We start from the raw sequence: 16,065 nt of genomic DNA on the forward strand, positions 1-16,065 counted from the left end.
TCCAGACGCCTGTCCCCCAAGGGAAGGCGCCGCACTTACGGTATCGCTTTACGGAGGATTCCCATGCGACACTTCGATCTTGCGCCGCTTTATCGCGCAACCGTCGGCTTTGACCAGATCGCCGACCTGATGGACCGGGTGCTGGCCAGCGACGTGGCCCAGCCCAGCTATCCCCCCTACAACATCGAAAAGACCGCCGATGATGCCTACCGCATCTCCATCGCCGTGGCAGGTTTTGCCGAGGCCGATCTGTCGGTCGAGGTGAAAGAGCACGCGCTTGTCGTGTCGGCCCGCAAGTCCGAGGCTGACGAAGGCCGCAGCTTCCTGCACCGCGGCATCGCCACCCGCGCCTTTGAACGCCGCTTCACGCTGGCCGATCATGTGCGCGTGACGGGCGCCAGCCACGAAAACGGCATGCTGCATATCGACCTGAAGCGCGAGATCCCCGAGGCGCTGAAGCCCCGGCGCATCGCCATCGCCCGCGCGGAGGACGTGCAGACGCAGAAAGACCTGCTGGACGCGCAGACGGTGAACTGATTCCGCGCGCCCTTTGGCACAGGCTGGCCCCGGCGGAAGCGCCGGGGCTTTTTGCTGTCATGTGTCTGTCATGAAGACATCATGCGGACGTTACGTCAGCGGCGCATGGCAGGAACCGGACAACACAGGGGGATCCGTTCCATGCCCATCCGCACGCTGTGCCTGACGTCGGTTCTGGCGCTTTCCGCCGGGGCCGCGCTGGCCGATACCAGCTTCAACCGCATTGCCAGCTTCGCCACGCCGCTGAACATGGCCGAAGGCGAGGACAAGGCGCGCACCAGCTCCGCCGAGATCATCTCTGCCACCGAAGATGGCATGGTGCTGGTCTATACCGACAGCCCGCTGGGCGTGGTCGGTCGCATCGACATCAGTGACGCCGCAGCGCCCAAGCCGCTTGGCAATGTGGCGGTGGACGGCGAGCCCACCTCGGTCACCGTGCTGGGCAACCATGCCTTTGTCGGCGTGAACACCTCGGAAAGCTTCACCAACCCCTCGGGCAAGCTGGTGGTGCTGGATGCGGTCTCCGGCGAGATCGCGCAGGAATGCGATCTGGGCGGTCAGCCCGATTCCTCGGCTCTGGCCAAGGATGGCAGCTTTGTCGCCGTGGCCATCGAAAACGAGCGGGACGAGGACGCGGGCGATGGCCGCGTGCCGCAGATGCCCGCAGGCTATGTGGCGATCCTTGACGTGGTCGACGGTCTGGCGGTCTGCGACAGTCTGGTGAAGGCGGATGTGACCGGTCTTGCCGAGGTGGCGCCCGAAGATCCCGAGCCCGAATTCGTCGACGTGAACGAGGCGGGCGAGATCGTCGTCACGCTGCAGGAAAACAACCACATCGTCGTGCTGAACAAGGCCGGCGAAGTGCAGAGCCATTTCTCCGCCGGGGCGGTGGATCTGACCGAGATCGACACCACCGACGAGCGTGGCGCGATCACCTTCACCGACAGTCAGGACGCCCGCCCGCGCGAGCCCGACGCGGTGCAGTGGATCGACAGCGACACGCTGGTCATCGCCAATGAAGGCGACATGGATGGCGGCGCGCGCGGCTTCACCGTGTTCAAGAAAGACGGCACGCTGGTTCACGAATCCGGTGCGTCGTTCGAACATGCCGTGGCCATGGTCGGCCACTATCCGGACAAGCGGTCGGATGCCAAGGGCGTGGAACCCGAAGGCATGGAACTGGGCACCTTTGACGGCGTGCCTTACATGTTCCTGCTGGCGGAACGCGCCTCGGTGGTCGGGGTCTATGACATGACCGACCCTGCAGCGCCGGTGCTGAAGCAGATGCTGCCCTCGGGCATTTCCCCGGAAGGCGCCATCGCCATCCCGGAGCGGGGGCTGGTCGCCACCGCCAACGAGGTGGATCTGGTGGAAGACGGCGGCGTGCGCGCCCATGTCATGATCTACGAACTGCAGGACGGCGCGCCGGCCTATCCGACTATCACCTCCGAAGGGGCGGACGAGCTGATCGGCTGGGGGGCCAATTCCGGCATGGTCGCGGGCGAGGACGGCATGCTTTACGCCGTCAATGACAGCTTCTTTGCCTATCAGCCCACCATCTTCACCATCGACGTGTCGGAAAAGCCCGCGCGCATCACCAAGGCGCTGCCGGTGACCCGGGGCGGCCATCCGGCGCAGAAGCTGGACATGGAAGGCATCACCACCGATGGCGAAGGCGGTTTCTGGATCGCCTCCGAAGGCGATGCGGCCAAGCTGGTGCCGCATGCCATCTATCACGTGAATGCCGAGGGCGAGATCGAGAAAGAGATCGGCCTGCCCGAAGCGCTGCTGGAAGGTCAGAAGCGGTTCGGCTTCGAAGGCATCACCCTGCTGGACGGCACGCTGTGGATGGCCGTGCAGCGCGAATGGGGCAATGACCCGGCGGGCCATGTCAAGCTGATCTCCTACAACCTCGAGTCCGAAGAATGGGGCGCCGTGCATTACCCCATCGCCACTGCGGAAACCGGCTGGGTCGGTCTGTCGGACATCGTCGCCCATGGCGATCAGGTCTATGTCGTGGAACGCGACAACCAGATCGGCGATGCCGCCAAGATCAAGAAGATCTACAGCGTGCCCGCCGCTGAAATGGTGCCCGCCGCCCCCGGCAGCGAGCTGCCCGTGGTGACCAAGACCGAAGTGCGCGACCTGATCCCCGACCTGAAAGGCTGGGGCGGCTATGTGGTCGACAAGGTCGAAGGTCTGGCCATCACCGCAGACGGCACCTTCTGGGTGTCCACCGACAATGACGGCACCGATGACAGCTCGGGCGAGACGTTCCTCTGGAGCTTCACGCAGGACTGATCCGGACCTGATAGAGACAGGAACGCCGCGCGGGAACCCGCGCGGCGTTTGCCGTTCCGGGGACGGGCGGATCAGGCGGCGGGGGTGCTGCGGGTCAGTTCCAGAAACACATCCTCCAGATCCGCCTGTTCGGTGCGCACGTCGCGCAGCCGGATGCCCTGCGTGTGGATCAGCTGCAGCACCTGTTCGGCAGAGGTTTCCCGCGCCCGGTAGCTGAGCGCGATCAGCCCGCCCTCGCGCCGTTCGGCGGTGATGCCGGGGCCCTGCGGCAGGGTGACGGGATCACTTTCGGGCGTGATCACCATGGTCTTGGCGTCAAGCTGGCCCAGCAGGTTGGCGGTGCTGTCGCGTGCCACCACCTCGCCATGGTTGATGATGGCGATCTCGTCGCACATCTGTTCGGCCTCTTCGAGGTAATGCGTGGTCAGGATGATGGTCATGCCCGTCTCCTGATTGAGACGGCGCACGTTGCGCCACAGCATCTGCCGCAGTTCGATGTCCACCCCGGCGGTGGGTTCGTCCAGCACAAGGATATGCGGCTGGTGGACCAGCGCCTTGCCCAGCAGAAGCCTGCGCCGCATGCCCCCCGACAGGGTGCGGGCATAGGCTTCGGCCTTGTCGGACAGCCCGATCATCTCGAGGATCTCTTCGGTGCGCCGGTCCTTTTTCGGCACGCCATAAAGCCCCGCCTGCACCTCCAGCGCGGCGCGCGGCGGGAAGAACGGGTCAAGGTTCAGCTCCTGCGGCATGACCCCGATGGCGGCGCGGGACTGGCGCGGGTTGCGGTCCTGATCCCAGCCCCAGATCGTGACCTTGCCCGCCGTTTTCAACACCAGCCCGGCCAGAATGTTGATCAGCGTCGATTTTCCCGCGCCATTGGGCCCCAGCAGGCCAAAGATCGACCCTTCGGGCACGGCAAGGTCAATGCCCTTCAGCGCCTGTTTCCCGCCTGCATAGGTCTTGCGCAGACCCTCGATCCGGATCGCATCCTGCGTCATGCCGAGCCTTGCTCCTGTCTGCCACTTGTCTCATAACGCAGGTAGTGCACCGACAGCAAAAAGGGAACCGGACCAATGGCCACCGAGGCACCCGAGACCAAAATCGTCGACAGCCACCGCATCGCCTGCGATGGCGGCGAGGGCGCGCTTGGCCATCCAAGGGTCTGGCTGACCATCCCGCAGCAGACGGGCTTCGTGGAATGCCCCTATTGCGACGCGAAATACGTCCACCGCGATTTCGAGGGCAAGGTCTGACCCTCCGGCAGCCCTGAGCCGGAGCGGTGCTTGCCGTCCTTCTGAAAACCCTGCCGTTTTTTGCGGTGATCGGGCTGGGCTATGGCGCGGCCCGGATGCGGTTCTTTTCAGAGGCGGCCAGTGCCGCGCTGACGCGCTTTGTCTTTTACTTCGCGCTGTCGGCGATGCTGTTCCGCTTCTCCGCGAACCTGTCCATCGCCGAGATTTTCGACCCGCAGCTGGCGCTGGCCTATCTGACCGGCACGGCGGCGGTCTATGCCATTGCCACCGCCGCCGGGCTGTGGCGGCGGCAGGACGTGGCCACCACCGCGATCGAGGCGCAATGCGCCGCCATCGGCAATACCGGCTTTCTGGGCGTGCCGATGCTGGCGGTGCTGCTGGGGCAGGCGGCGGTGGCGCCGATCATCCTTGTGCTGTCCATCGACCTCATCGTGTTCTCTTCGCTGCTGGTGATCCTTGTCACCGGGTCGCGCGACGGGCGGCTGTCGCCCGGCACGCTGCGCACCGTGGCGCTGGGGCTGGTCAAGAACCCCATGATCGTATCGGTTCTGGCGGGGCTGGCGGTGTCGGCCAGCGGGCTGACCCTGCCTGCGGTCGCCAATGACTTCCTGACCCTGCTGGGCAATGCCGCGACCCCCGGCGCGCTCTTTGCCATCGGCGCGTCGCTCGCCACCAAAAGCGCGGAACGGCTGGAGGTGGCGGGCTGGCTCAGCTTCTGCAAGCTGGTGCTGCATCCCGCCTTTGTGGCGCTGGCGGCGTTCTGGCTGATCCCGGTCAGCGGCTTTCAGGCGGCGGTGGTGGTCTCTGCCGCGTCGCTGCCGGTGGCGGGCAACATCTTCATCCTTGCGCAGCATTACGGCATCGCGCCGCAGCGGGTGTCGGCCTCCATCCTGATCTCGACGGCGGCCAGCATCCTGACGGTCAGCGCGGTGATCGCATGGGTGGCGCCCTAGGCTTGCCGCTGCGGGCGCGGCGCGGTAGCCATGTCCGCAAACGGAGGATCGGCCATGTTGACCAAATCGGAAAACCGCAGCTTCGGGGGCGTTCAGGGCGTCTATACCCACAGGTCGGAGTCCTGCGCCTGTGACATGACCTTTGGCCTGTATCTGCCGCCGCAGGCGCAGACGGGCAAGGTGCCGGTGCTGTGGTATCTGTCGGGCCTGACCTGCACCCATGACAACGCCATGACCAAGGCCGGGGCGCAGGCTTGGGCCGCAGCGGCAGGCGTGGCGGTGGTGTTCCCCGACACCTCGCCGCGCGGGCCGGGCGTGGCCGATGACGAAGCCTATGATCTGGGGCAGGGCGCGGGCTTTTACGTCAATGCCACGCAGGATCCCTGGGCGCCGCATTTCCGCATGTGGGATTACATCGCCACGGACCTGCCCGCGCTGCTGGCCGCCGAATTCCCGCTGGACATGGACCGGCAAAGCATCACCGGCCATTCCATGGGCGGGCATGGCGCGCTGACGCTGGCGCTGACCCTGCCGGACCGCTTCCGTTCGGTCTCGGCCTTTGCCCCCATCGCCAACCCGACGCAGAGCGACTGGGGCCGCAAGCAGCTTGGCGCCTATCTGGGCGAGGACAGCGCCGCATGGGAGGCCCATGATTCCACGCTGCTGATGACGGAACGCGGCTTTGCCGGGCCGCTGCTGGTGGATCAGGGCGCGCAGGACCAGTTTCTGGATCTGTTGAAGCCCGAGGCGCTGGCCCATGCCATCGCGGCGCGGCGCCAGCCTGCGACCTTCCGCATGCAGGCAGGCTATGACCACAGCTATTTCTTCGTGGCCTCCTTCATGCGGGATCACATCGACTTCCACGCCGAGGCGCTGCGGGCGTGACGCTTTACATCGACGCCGATGCCTGCCCGGTCAAGGACGAGGCCGAACGCGTGGCCACCCGTCACGGCTGGACCATGGTGCTGGTGTCGAATGGCGGGCTGCGCCCCTCGCGCAACCCGCTGGTGCAGATGGTCACCGTGTCCGCCGGGCCGGACGAGGCCGACAAGTGGATCGCCGACCGGGCGGGCGCGGGCGATGTGGTGGTGACCAACGACATCCCGCTGGCCGCGCGCTGCGTCGAAGGCGGCGCGCGGGTGCTGCGCCCCGACGGGTCACGGCTGGATCAGGGCAATATCGGCGCGCAGCTTGCCATGCGCGATCTGATGGCCGACCTGCGCGCGGCGGACCCGTTCCGCGCGGGCAGCGGCAAGGGCTTTACCAAGGCGGACCGGTCGCGGTTTCTGGATGCACTGGAACGCGAGATCCGCGCAGCAAAAGGCTAGGGCATGTCCATCAGGGCTGTGGTTTTCGACATCGGCAACGTGCTGATCGAATGGGCGCCGGAGCGGTATTTCGACCGCGTGCTGGGGGAGGACCGCCGCCGCGCGCTGTTCGCCGAGGTGGATCTGCACGCGATGAACGACCGCATCGACCGGGGCGAGGATTTCCGCGAGGTGGTCTATGCCACTGCCGAGCTTTATCCCGACTGGGCGGAGCATATCCGCCACTGGCACGACAACTGGCTGGATCTGGCAACCCCGGAAATCCCCGGATCGGTGGCGCTGCTGCGGCGGCTGCGGGCGCGGGGCGTGCCGGTCTTTGCGCTGACCAATTTCGGCATCGGCACCTTTGATCTGGCCGAACCGGCCTATCCTTTCCTGACCGAATTCGACCGCCGCTATGTGTCGGGCCATATGAAAGTCATCAAGCCGGGGCACGAGATTTTCGAGCAGGTGGAGCGCGACTGCGGCCTGCCGCCGGAAAGCCTGCTGTTCACCGATGACCGCGACGACAACATCGCCACCGCCGCCGCGCGCGGCTGGCAGGTGCATCCGTTCCGGGGTCCGGAGGGCTGGGAGGATTGCCTGATCGGTCACGGGCTGCTGCCCGCACGCGCCGCGGCCTGAGCCGCGCCGCCTCTGTCACGCTGGCGGGCGCGGCCAAGGCCGCGCCGCCTGTCGCTCAGGCCGCCTGCGGCACGGGCGTGCGGTTTTCCCGGATCGGCAGGTGGACGATGGCGCTCAGCGCGCCGACACCGACGCCGATCCACCAGACCAGCGTGTAATTGCCGTAGATGTCATACATCCGCCCGCCCAGCCACACGCCAAGGAACCCGCCCAACTGGTGGCTGAAGAACACCACGCCATAAAGCGTGCCCATGTAGCGCAGCCCGTAAAGATGCGCGACCAGCCCCGAGGTCAGCGGCACGGTGGCCAGCCACAGCGAGCCCATCAGCAGCGAAAACAGGATCACCGAGGTGGGGGTGATCGGCATCAGGATGAAGGTGCCCGCCACGATGGTCCGCGCGGTGTAGATGCCCGCCAGCAGGTATTTGCGCTGCCAGCGTTTGCCCGCCCAGCCCGCCATCAGCGTGCCCGCCACATTCGCCACCCCGATCAGCGCGATGGACCACGCGCCAAGCGCCGAGGTGGTGGTGATGCCCACGGCATGCAGCATCCCGCCCGGATCGATGGGGCCGCACATTTCCTCGACAAAGGCGGGGAAATGCGCGGTGACGAAGGCAAGCTGGTAGCCGCAGGAGAAGAACCCCAGAAAGATCAGCGCAAAGGACGGATCGCGGAAGGCGCGGGTCAGGATGGTGCCCATGCTTTCTTCCAGCTCCGCCCGGCTGGCCGGGGCGGGCGCGCGCATCATCGGCAGCGCCAGCAGCATGGCAAGGATCGCCACGGCAAAGACCAGAAACACCGACTGCCACGGCATGATGCCCAGCAGGGCCTCGGCCACCGGCGCGCCGAAGACCTGCCCGGCGCTGCCCGCCGCCGTGGCGATGGCCAGCGACATGGACCGGTTCTCCTCGGACGAGGCGCGGCCCACCACGGCAAGGATCACGCCAAAGCCGGTGCCTGCCACGCCGAAGCCCACCAGCACCTCATAGGCCTGCATCGAGAACGGATCGGCGGCAAAGCTCGACAGCACCAGCCCCAGCGCATACAGCAGCGCTCCCATGACGATGGCCTTCCGGTCGCCGATACGTTCCGCCAGCGCCCCGAACAGCGGCTGCCCGATGCCCCAGGCAAGGTTCTGGATGGCGATGGCAAGGCTGAACTCGGCGCGGGGCCAGCCGAATTCCTCGGCGATGGGGATCTGGAACACCCCGAAGCTGGCGCGCACGGCGAAGGAAATCAGGATGATGACACAGCCGGTCACGAGGACGGGCGTGAAGATGGAGGGTTTGGTCATGCGGGGAACTCCTGCTCGCGCGCCAGCCTTACGGGGCGATGTCACGGGGTCAATCCCGATTTGGTGATGACGGGGATCATCTTCCGTGATGCGCGCGGGCTCTACACAAAGCCGCCGGGCCGCGCTATGGCGCGGACATGACCACGCTGACCGACCTTTACGACGCAAGGGTGGCCGAGGGCCGCCTGACGCGTGACCCCGCGCAGGAAGACACCCTGCCCGAGCTGGAGCGCATCCGCGCCGAACTGGCAAAGCCGGTGAAGCGCGGGCTGTTCCGCCGTGCGCCCGAACCGCCGAAGGGGCTGTACCTCTGGGGCGGGGTGGGGCGCGGCAAATCCATGCTGATGGATCTGTTTGTCGACAGCCTGTCCGTTCCGGTGCGCCGGGTGCATTTCCATGCCTTCATGCAGGAAATGCAGGCCGATCTGCACCGCCTGCGTGGCGAAGGCGTGGAGGATCCGGTGATCCCCATGGCCCGCCGCGTCAGCGATGCGGTCAAGGTGCTGGCCTTTGACGAGATGCAGATCACCGACATCGCCGATGCGATGCTGGTGGGGCGGCTGTTCCAGCAGCTGTTCGATGCGGGAACGGTCGTGGTCACCACCTCGAACCGGGTGCCGGACGATCTTTACAAGGACGGGCTGAACCGGCAGCTGTTCCTGCCCTTCATCGCGCTGATCAAGGAGCGGCTGGTGGTGCGCGAACTGGCCTCTGACCGGGATCATCGGCAGGACCGTCTGAAGGGCACGCAGGTCTATTTCACGCCGGTGAACGATGCCTCGCGCGCGAAGATCGACGCGCTGTGGTCGGAGCTGACCCAAGGCCGCGAAGAGCCGCTGGTGCTGACCGTCAAGGGCCGCCGGGTGGAACTGCCCCGCTATTCCAACGGCATCGCGCGCGCGTCGTTCTACGATCTCTGCGGCCAGCCGCTGGGGCCTGCCGACTATCTGGCGCTGGCCGAGGCGGTGCGGATGCTGGTGATCGAGAACATCCCCCGGCTGGGCCGCAGCAACTTCAACGAGGCGAAGCGCTTCGTGACGCTGGTCGACGCGCTGTACGAGGCGAAGGTGAAGGTCATCATCAGCGCCGTGGACGAGCCCGAAAGCCTGTATGTCGAAGGCACCGGCGCGTTTGAATTCGAACGCACCGCCAGCCGCCTGCGCGAAATGCAGGATGCGCGCTGGGGCGAGCCGGGCTGATCCTGTCGCCGAGCAGGCGCTGACAGAAGGAAGGGCCCCGCGAGGGGCCCTCCAAGGTGGCTCGATTTTGGGTCTTCTGCCTGATCCTGTGTCCGGTTCCGCATCACTGCGACCGGACTCTGTCGGTGCGGGACAGATGCGCGCGGACGGCGTCCGGACGCGGTGTTGTTTTTCTGAGTGATCTGCCCCGATGGTGCCGCGAGCGGGTGTGCAATCTGCGCGTGGCCTTGGGCTGACCTTATGCGAGACGCAGCGAATCAGTCAACATATAGTTACTGGCACGAGCTGAGGCAGGCGGGATTGCGCGAATCACCAGCACTAGCGGCGCGGGCCTTCAGCCATTGTCGCGCAGCACGGTCCCGGCAAGGTAAAGCGAGCCGCAGATCAGCACCCGCGCGGCAGGATCACGCGCGATGATGGTGTCCAGCGCGCTGGACACATCGGGGGCGGTGATGCTGGCCAGACCCACGGCGCTGCCCGCCTCGGCGGTCTGGTCGGCAGAGAGCGTGGCGGGCGCGTCGGGGATCGACACGGCGGTGAGGCTGTCCACCACCCGCGCCAGCGGGCGCAGGTAGCCGGACACGTCCTTGGTGTTGAGCATGCCGCAGATCAGGTGGGTGGGCCTGCGCGGCATGTGTTCCAGCAGATCGGCCAGCGCCTCTCCGGCGGCGGGGTTGTGCCCGCCATCCAGCCACAGTTCCGCCTCGGGCGCGGCCTTGGCCAGCGGGCCCCGGCGCAGGCGCTGCATCCGGGCGGGCCAGTCGGCACGGGTCACCGCCGCCTCGCAGGCGGCCTCGTCATGGCCCAGATGGCGCAGCGCGGCGAGCGCCGCCCCGGCATTGGCGATCTGATGCGGGCCGGGCAGGTTGGGCAGCGGCAGATCCAGCAGCCCGGTTTCATCCTGATAGACCAGCCGCCCGCGTTCTTCCCAGACATGCCAGTGCTGGCCATAGGCCAGCAGCGGGGCACCCAGACGGGCGGCGCGCGCCTCGATCGCCTCCAGCGCCTCGCCATCCTGCGGGCCGACGATGCAGGGCACGCCGCGTTTCAGGATCCCGGCCTTTTCGCCCGCGATCTCGGTCAGGGTCTCGCCCAGATACTGCTGATGGTCATAGGAGATGGGGGTGAGGATGGTCAGCGCGGGCGTCTCCACCACGTTCGTTGCATCCAGCCGCCCGCCAAGCCCCGTTTCCAGCAGCGTGACATCGGCGCGGGTGCGCGCGAAGGCCAGAAAGGCGGCGCAGGTGGTGATCTCGAAATAGGTGATCTGGTCGCCGCCATTGGCGTGCCAGCATTCATCCAGCGCGGCGCTCAGCGCTGCTTCGTCGATCAGATCCCCGGCCACGCGGATGCGTTCGTGAAAGCGCACCAGATGCGGCGAGGTATAGGCGTGCACGCTCTGGCCTGCCGCCTCCAGCCCGGCGCGGATCATCGCCTGCGTGCTGCCCTTGCCGTTGGTGCCCGCCAGATGGATCACCGGCGGAAGGTCGCGTTCGGGATGGTCCAGCGCCGCCAGAAGGCGCCACACCCGGTCCAGCGTCAGGTCGATGATCTTGGGATGCAGAGACATCATCCGGTCAAGGAGGACATCCGAACCGGCAGCGGTGCTCACTTGGCGGGCTTCTTCTTTGCGGGAGCGGCGGCAGGGGCGGGCACCGCTTCTGCCGCAGCCTCCGACTCGGGGGAGGGCAGGTCGCCCGCGACGGGCGGCGGCATGCCCATCAGCATGCGCAGGATCGTCACCAGTTCGGCGCGCAGGCGGCGGCGGTCGGTCACCCGGTCCAGCATGCCATGTTCCAGCAGGTATTCGGCGCGCTGGAAGCCTTCGGGCAGCTTTTCGCGGATGGTCTGTTCGATGACGCGCGGTCCGGCGAAACAGATCAGCGCGCCCGGCTCCGCGATCTGGACATCGCCCAGCATGGCATAAGATGCGGTGACGCCGCCGGTGGTGGGATGGGTCAGCACCACGACATAGGGCAGCCCCGCCTCGCGCAGCATCTGCACGGCCACGGTGGTGCGCGGCATCTGCATCAGCGACAGGATGCCCTCCTGCATCCGCGCGCCCCCGGCGGCGGAGAACAGCACCAGCGGGCGCTTGGATTTCACCGCCTGTTCGGCGGCCTTGATGATGGCATTGCCGACATACATGCCCATCGACCCGCCCATGAAGGAAAAATCCTGCGCGGCGGCAATGATGGGGGTGCGTCCGATTTCCCCGGCGGCGACCAGCATCGCCTCTTTTTCGCCGGTGGTTTTCTGCGCCGTGCGCATCCGGTCGGGGTATTTCTTCTGGTCGCGGAAATGCAGCGGATCGGCCAGCGGCTCCGGCACGTCGATTTCCGAGAAGATGCCGCCATCGAACAGCGCGGTGAAGCGTGCGCGCGGCGTGATGTGCATATGGTGTCCGCAATTGGTGCAGACGCCAAGGTTGTCCGTCAGTTCGCGGTGGAACAGCATCGTTCCGCAAGCGTCACATTTCGTCCACAGGTTCTCTGGCATCTCGCGGCGCGAGAAGATCGAGTTGATCCGCGGACGGACGTAGTTGGTGATCCAGTTCATGCGTTGCGGCCCTTACCCGGAGCGGCTTTGATTGCGGGTGACTTAAGCCGCGGTCGGGGGAAATGCAATCGCGCGCGCAGGCTCAGACCCGCAAGGCCAGCCGCGCGGCCAGCCAGCCCAGCCCCAGAGTCATCAGATCCGGCAGCAGCATGGCGCGCATGGCGCTGGTGTCCCCGGTGTCGAAGGGCCAGAGATACAGCGCGAGCCCCGCCATGTCGCCCTGCGGGGCGATCAGGCCTATCGCCATGAAGTTGTTGACGAAATGAAAGGCGATGGCAGGTCCCAGCGTGCCGCTGCGCGCCGTCAGGTCGGCCATGGCCAGCCCGAAGACAAAGGCCCAGAGCGTGACCAGCCCCGCATTGGCGCCATAGATGGCGGGCGCGTGGTGACCCAGTGCAAAAAGCGCCGAAGGCAGCACCAGCCAGACCGCAGGCCAAGGCAGGCGCGCGGCAAGCTGGCTTTGCAGATAGCCGCGGAACAGGATTTCTTCGCTGCCGGTCTGCACCAGAAGCGCCAGCAGCGTCAGCGGCAGCAGCGCCAGCCACGTCACGGGCGGCAGGCCCGGCTGCAGATCCGCCGACAGCGGCCATGGCGGCAGCAGCACGATGGCGGCGCTGAGCAGGGCCAGCGCCACGGCCACCCGCAGGCCCTGCCGCAGCGCCAGCCCGGGCGGGCCGATCAGGCTGAGGAAGGGGCGCCCGTGCAGCAGCCGCGCGCTGACCGCCGCCCCCGCCGCCATGGCCCCCATGGAGAGCAGCAGCACCAGAAGGCCAAGCGGCGAGTCGTCCACGTTCAGGCTGTCCGTGCCCGCCAAGGGCAGCAGCAGACCCAGCAGCACCTGCGCCAGACCAAAGGTCACCACGACCGCCAGCAGCAGCCCCAGCGCCAGCCGCCAGATCTCGGGGCGGCGTGCGGCAGCGGTCAGGAGGGTGAAGGACCGGTAGCTCATATGCCCTGCGATCTGCTGAAAACATGTCCCGGGGGAAGGCTGCGGCGCCTGCTGGCATGCCGGAAATGTCCGCCCCATACCGGCCAGAAGGGCGCGAATGTGCCGGGATGTCAACTCCGCCCCGGCTGGGGGGTATTCTTTCTTGTGCCACGTCAAGGGCTTCGCTATCCCGATACGGGAGCAGATACAGGGCGGGGGGACAGGCGTCATGCGCCATGGGCTGAGCTTTGCGGCATATGCCGTCGCGGGTGTTCTGTCGGGCTGTGTGGCCCCGGTGGCCGGAGGCAGCGCCGGGTCGGCGCCGCTGGCGCGGGCGGCGCTGGTGTCGGGCGATGTGGTGGCGATTGGCCCCGAAGGCTATTGCGTGGATCCGGTGACACTGGCGCGGCGGCCCGGACGCAACTTTGCCGTGGTCGCCTCCTGCCGCATTCTCAGCGATGGCGAGACCGGCCCGATGGTGGAGCCTGCCGTGATGACGGTGACGGTTGGACCACGACAGGCGACGGCGGCCCTGCCCAGCCCGGGGGTGATGGCGGCGCAGGCGGGCCAGCGGCTGATCGGCGGCAGGGAACAGGACGGCGTGGCGCTGGCCCATCTGGCGAGCGGCGGCGATGCCGTGCTGGAGGCGGGCGATCCGCGCTACTGGCGGGCGGTGTACCGGCAGGGATCGCGTCTGGTGGCGCTGGCGCTTTATGCGCCAGAGGGCAGCCCGCTGGCCGAGGAGGCCGGAGCCGAGATGCTGCTGCAGATGCAGGACCGGATGGCCGCGGCCAGCGCCGCCCCGGCTGAGGCGGACGCCGGGAACTGACCCGGCCCCGGCGGGCCGGGACAACAGGACAGCGCGCGGGCGCGCAGGCGAGGAGCCACAGGGCATGGCGGCAGGCAGCAGGGACGGATGGCTGGATCGGGTGATGACCGCCGTGGCGCTGCGGCGCTGGGGTCGCGCCGCCGAGGCCGCGCCAGAGACCGATCTGCCGCGTCTGCGCCGCCAGCGGGCCGCCGCCCGGCGTCTGAAAACCCGGCTGGACCGGTTGCTGCAGGTGGCCGAGGCGCGGCTGGCACTGCCGCTGATCGGATCACAGGCCTTTCCGCGCCCGCAGGATGCCGACTGGGCGTGGCGTCCGGATCCGTGGTGCGGGCCGCTGCCGGTGCAGGGCCTGTGCCGGGCCCGTTCTCCGGCACGGCTGGCGGAAGGGACGGTGCTGTTTCACGACTGTCCGCGCGCCGACATCGTCCTGCGCCAGATCCGCAACACGCGGGATGCCGATCTTGCCGCCTGCGGCCTGAAGCTGGAGGTGTTCCGGTTCGAGGGATCCTATCTGTCGCTGGCCGTTGATCTGCCCGAGGCGGCGGCGCAGGGGCTGAAGCGGCGGCATCTGCTGCGGGTCGAGGCGCTGGTGGAGATGGAGCGCCCGGTGGAGATCCTCGCCCGGCTCAACATCCGCCACGGTCCCAATACCGAACAGATCGTGCGCGAACTGCCCCTGCAGGGCGACAGGGCGCGGGTCGAATTCGATCTGGCCTATGCCCGGCTGAACGAGAAGCGCGTCGATCACCTGTGGCTGGACCTGATCTTCGAGGGGCCGGAGATGTCTCAGGTGATCCTGCGCGATCTGACCTTTTGCCGCCGCCCCCGGGCGGAGCTGTGACGGAGAGACGGGATGAGCGCTTACACGCTGACCAAGACGCGCTTTCGCGACGGGATCTGGCAGGGGCTGCTGGTGGGGGAGGCGCGCGGCACCTCCGCCCCGGAGGTGGTGGTGACGCTGGAAGAGGTGCCGCTGCGCGGCGTGACCTTGACCGAAACCGCCGATCCGGGATGCTGGGCGCTGGACGTACCGGTGCCGGTGGAGGCGGTGGGGGACGGGGTCCGCACCTTCGTGATCCGCGACGCGGAAAGCGGCGCGCGGCTGGACAGCTTTGCCCTGATCGCGGGCGAGGCGCTGGACGATGACCTGCGCGCCGAGATCTCGCTGCTGCGGGCGGAGCTTGACCTGCTCAAGCGGGCATTCCGTCAGCACTGTCTGGACAGCGGTAAAACCCGGTCAGGTTGATTGACCTTCCCGCTGCCAGCGTCCAAGCTGAGCCGGTCGCCTCATCCGGAGTTCTTATGCCCTCGCCCCTGCTCGGCATTGCGCTGAAACTTGCCTCTGTCGTGCTGTTTGTCGTGATGTCGGCGCTGATCAAGGCCGCCTCGGACGAGGTGCCCACCGGGCAGACAGTGTTCTTCCGCTCTTTCTTTGCCATGCCGGTGATCCTTGTCTGGATCCTGTGGCGGCGCGAGCTGTCGAGCGGGCTGCGGGTAAAAAGCGTGTCGGCGCATTTCCTGCGCGGCATCGTGGGCGCGGGCGCCATGGGGTTCAACTTTGCCGCACTGGGCCTGCTGCCGCTGCCCGAGGTCACCGCGCTGAGCTATGCCGGGCCGCTGCTGACGGTGATCTTTGCCGCCGTGCTGCTGGGGGAAAAGGTGCGGATTTTCCGCATGAGCGCGGTTCTGATGGGGCTGGTGGGCGTGGTCATCGTGATGTGGCCGCTTCTGACCGTGTCGGACGTGAACCGGGCGGTGCTGTGGGGGGTGATCTTCATGATGGCCTCGGCGGTGCTGCGGGCGCTGGTGCAGATCCATATCCGCCGCATGGTGGCGACCGAACAGACCGCCGCCATCGTGTTCTATTTCTCGCTGACCGCGACGCTGCTGTCGCTGCTGACCATCCCCTTTGGCTGGGTGATGCCGGGGCCTGCGGATCTGGCGCTGCTGGTGGGGTCGGGGCTGATCGGCGGGGTGGCGCAGATCTGCCTGACCGCAGGCTACCGCCATGGCGAGGCGGCGCTGCTGGCGCCTTTCGACTATGCGTCGATCCTTGTGGCGATCCTGATCGGCTATGTGGTGTTTTCCGACGTGCCGACGGTGTGGATGCTGGTGGGATCGGCGGTGGTCATCGCCTCGGGTGTCGCCATCATCCTGCGCGAACATGCGCTGGGGGTGAAATCGTTCAAGGCCCGGCAGGGGATGACCCCGCAGGGCTGATCCCCGCGGCGCGGTCGAGGGGGGCGCTGCCCCCGTCTGC

At 67.3% G+C, this 16,065-nt stretch carries 17 protein-coding genes; 12 read left to right on the top strand and 5 right to left on the bottom strand.

The window, feature by feature from the left end; genetic code table 11:
- Window positions 1-63 precede the first annotated feature (63 nt).
- Entirely contained in the window at window positions 64-537 is a 474-nt protein-coding gene (locus VK682_RS02840) for an Hsp20 family protein (RefSeq protein ID WP_230795065.1), read from the top strand.
- Between the two features lie 141 nt (window positions 538-678).
- Entirely contained in the window at window positions 679-2,838 is a 2,160-nt protein-coding gene (locus VK682_RS02845) for an esterase-like activity of phytase family protein (protein ID WP_230795066.1), read from the top strand.
- Between the two features lie 71 nt (window positions 2,839-2,909).
- Here VK682_RS02845 and VK682_RS02850 read toward each other — a convergent pair whose 3' ends face one another.
- Entirely contained in the window at window positions 2,910-3,836 is a 927-nt protein-coding gene (locus VK682_RS02850) for an ABC transporter ATP-binding protein (RefSeq protein ID WP_089847725.1), read from the bottom strand.
- Window positions 3,837-3,911: 75 nt separating this feature from the next.
- Here VK682_RS02850 and VK682_RS02855 point away from each other — a divergent pair, with 75 nt between their 5' ends.
- From VK682_RS02855 to VK682_RS02875, 5 genes are read left to right on the top strand one after another with little or no spacing between them, the layout of a single operon-like run.
- A complete protein-coding gene (locus tag VK682_RS02855; RefSeq protein ID WP_089847727.1) occupies window positions 3,912-4,091 on the top strand; it encodes a zinc-finger domain-containing protein in 180 nt (59 codons plus the stop codon).
- A 26-nt stretch (window positions 4,092-4,117) separates the two neighbouring features.
- Window positions 4,118-5,044 (top strand): AEC family transporter, encoded by a 927-nt coding sequence (locus tag VK682_RS02860; protein ID WP_230795067.1) that lies wholly within the window; start codon window positions 4,118-4,120, stop codon window positions 5,042-5,044.
- A 54-nt stretch (window positions 5,045-5,098) separates the two neighbouring features.
- Entirely contained in the window at window positions 5,099-5,929 is an 831-nt protein-coding gene (fghA, locus tag VK682_RS02865; protein ID WP_230795068.1) for an S-formylglutathione hydrolase, read from the top strand.
- A complete protein-coding gene (locus tag VK682_RS02870) occupies window positions 5,926-6,372 on the top strand; it encodes a YaiI/YqxD family protein (protein ID WP_089847733.1) in 447 nt (148 codons plus the stop codon). The genes fghA and VK682_RS02870 overlap by 4 nt, the downstream gene beginning before the upstream one ends.
- Before the next feature lie 3 nt (window positions 6,373-6,375).
- Entirely contained in the window at window positions 6,376-6,996 is a 621-nt protein-coding gene (locus VK682_RS02875; protein WP_230795070.1) for an HAD-IA family hydrolase, read from the top strand.
- A gap of 55 nt (window positions 6,997-7,051) precedes the next feature.
- On the opposite strand, the gene VK682_RS02880 is transcribed toward VK682_RS02875, so the two are convergent.
- Window positions 7,052-8,290: an MFS transporter gene (locus tag VK682_RS02880; protein WP_230795072.1), complete on the bottom strand. Its 1,239-nt coding sequence runs from the start codon at window positions 8,288-8,290 to the stop codon at window positions 7,052-7,054.
- A gap of 137 nt (window positions 8,291-8,427) precedes the next feature.
- On the opposite strand from VK682_RS02880, the gene zapE reads away from it, so the two are divergent.
- Complete coding sequence (gene zapE, locus VK682_RS02885) at window positions 8,428-9,489, top strand: cell division protein ZapE (protein ID WP_230795074.1); 1,062 nt, start codon at window positions 8,428-8,430, stop codon at window positions 9,487-9,489.
- Between the two features lie 334 nt (window positions 9,490-9,823).
- On the opposite strand, the gene VK682_RS02890 is transcribed toward zapE, so the two are convergent.
- The 3 genes from VK682_RS02890 to VK682_RS02900 all read right to left on the bottom strand — a co-directional run bounded on the left by VK682_RS02890 (window position 9,824) and on the right by VK682_RS02900 (window position 12,997).
- Window positions 9,824-11,062, bottom strand: a complete 1,239-nt coding sequence (locus tag VK682_RS02890) for a bifunctional folylpolyglutamate synthase/dihydrofolate synthase (protein ID WP_230795132.1) — start codon at window positions 11,060-11,062, stop codon at window positions 9,824-9,826.
- A 35-nt stretch (window positions 11,063-11,097) separates the two neighbouring features.
- Entirely contained in the window at window positions 11,098-12,048 is a 951-nt protein-coding gene (accD, locus tag VK682_RS02895; RefSeq protein WP_089847740.1) for an acetyl-CoA carboxylase, carboxyltransferase subunit beta, read from the bottom strand.
- Between the two features lie 82 nt (window positions 12,049-12,130).
- Window positions 12,131-12,997, bottom strand: a complete 867-nt coding sequence (locus VK682_RS02900) for a CPBP family intramembrane glutamic endopeptidase (RefSeq protein ID WP_230795076.1) — start codon at window positions 12,995-12,997, stop codon at window positions 12,131-12,133.
- Window positions 12,998-13,205: 208 nt separating this feature from the next.
- Here VK682_RS02900 and VK682_RS02905 point away from each other — a divergent pair, with 208 nt between their 5' ends.
- From VK682_RS02905 to VK682_RS02920, 4 genes are all read left to right on the top strand, one after another.
- Window positions 13,206-13,805, top strand: a complete 600-nt coding sequence (locus tag VK682_RS02905) for a dihydroxy-acid dehydratase (RefSeq protein ID WP_230795082.1) — start codon at window positions 13,206-13,208, stop codon at window positions 13,803-13,805.
- Between the two features lie 64 nt (window positions 13,806-13,869).
- Window positions 13,870-14,646 (top strand): DUF6478 family protein, encoded by a 777-nt coding sequence (locus tag VK682_RS02910; RefSeq protein WP_230795083.1) that lies wholly within the window; start codon window positions 13,870-13,872, stop codon window positions 14,644-14,646.
- A gap of 12 nt (window positions 14,647-14,658) precedes the next feature.
- On the top strand, window positions 14,659-15,051 hold the full coding sequence (locus VK682_RS02915) for a hypothetical protein (RefSeq protein ID WP_230795084.1): 393 nt from the start codon (window positions 14,659-14,661) through the stop codon (window positions 15,049-15,051).
- 56 nt (window positions 15,052-15,107) lie between these two features.
- Window positions 15,108-16,025 (top strand): DMT family transporter, encoded by a 918-nt coding sequence (locus VK682_RS02920; protein ID WP_089847750.1) that lies wholly within the window; start codon window positions 15,108-15,110, stop codon window positions 16,023-16,025.
- Window positions 16,026-16,065 lie beyond the last annotated feature (40 nt).

The organism is Salipiger marinus (assembly GCF_035481585.1).
Lineage (GTDB): Bacteria > Pseudomonadota > Alphaproteobacteria > Rhodobacterales > Rhodobacteraceae > Salipiger > Salipiger marinus.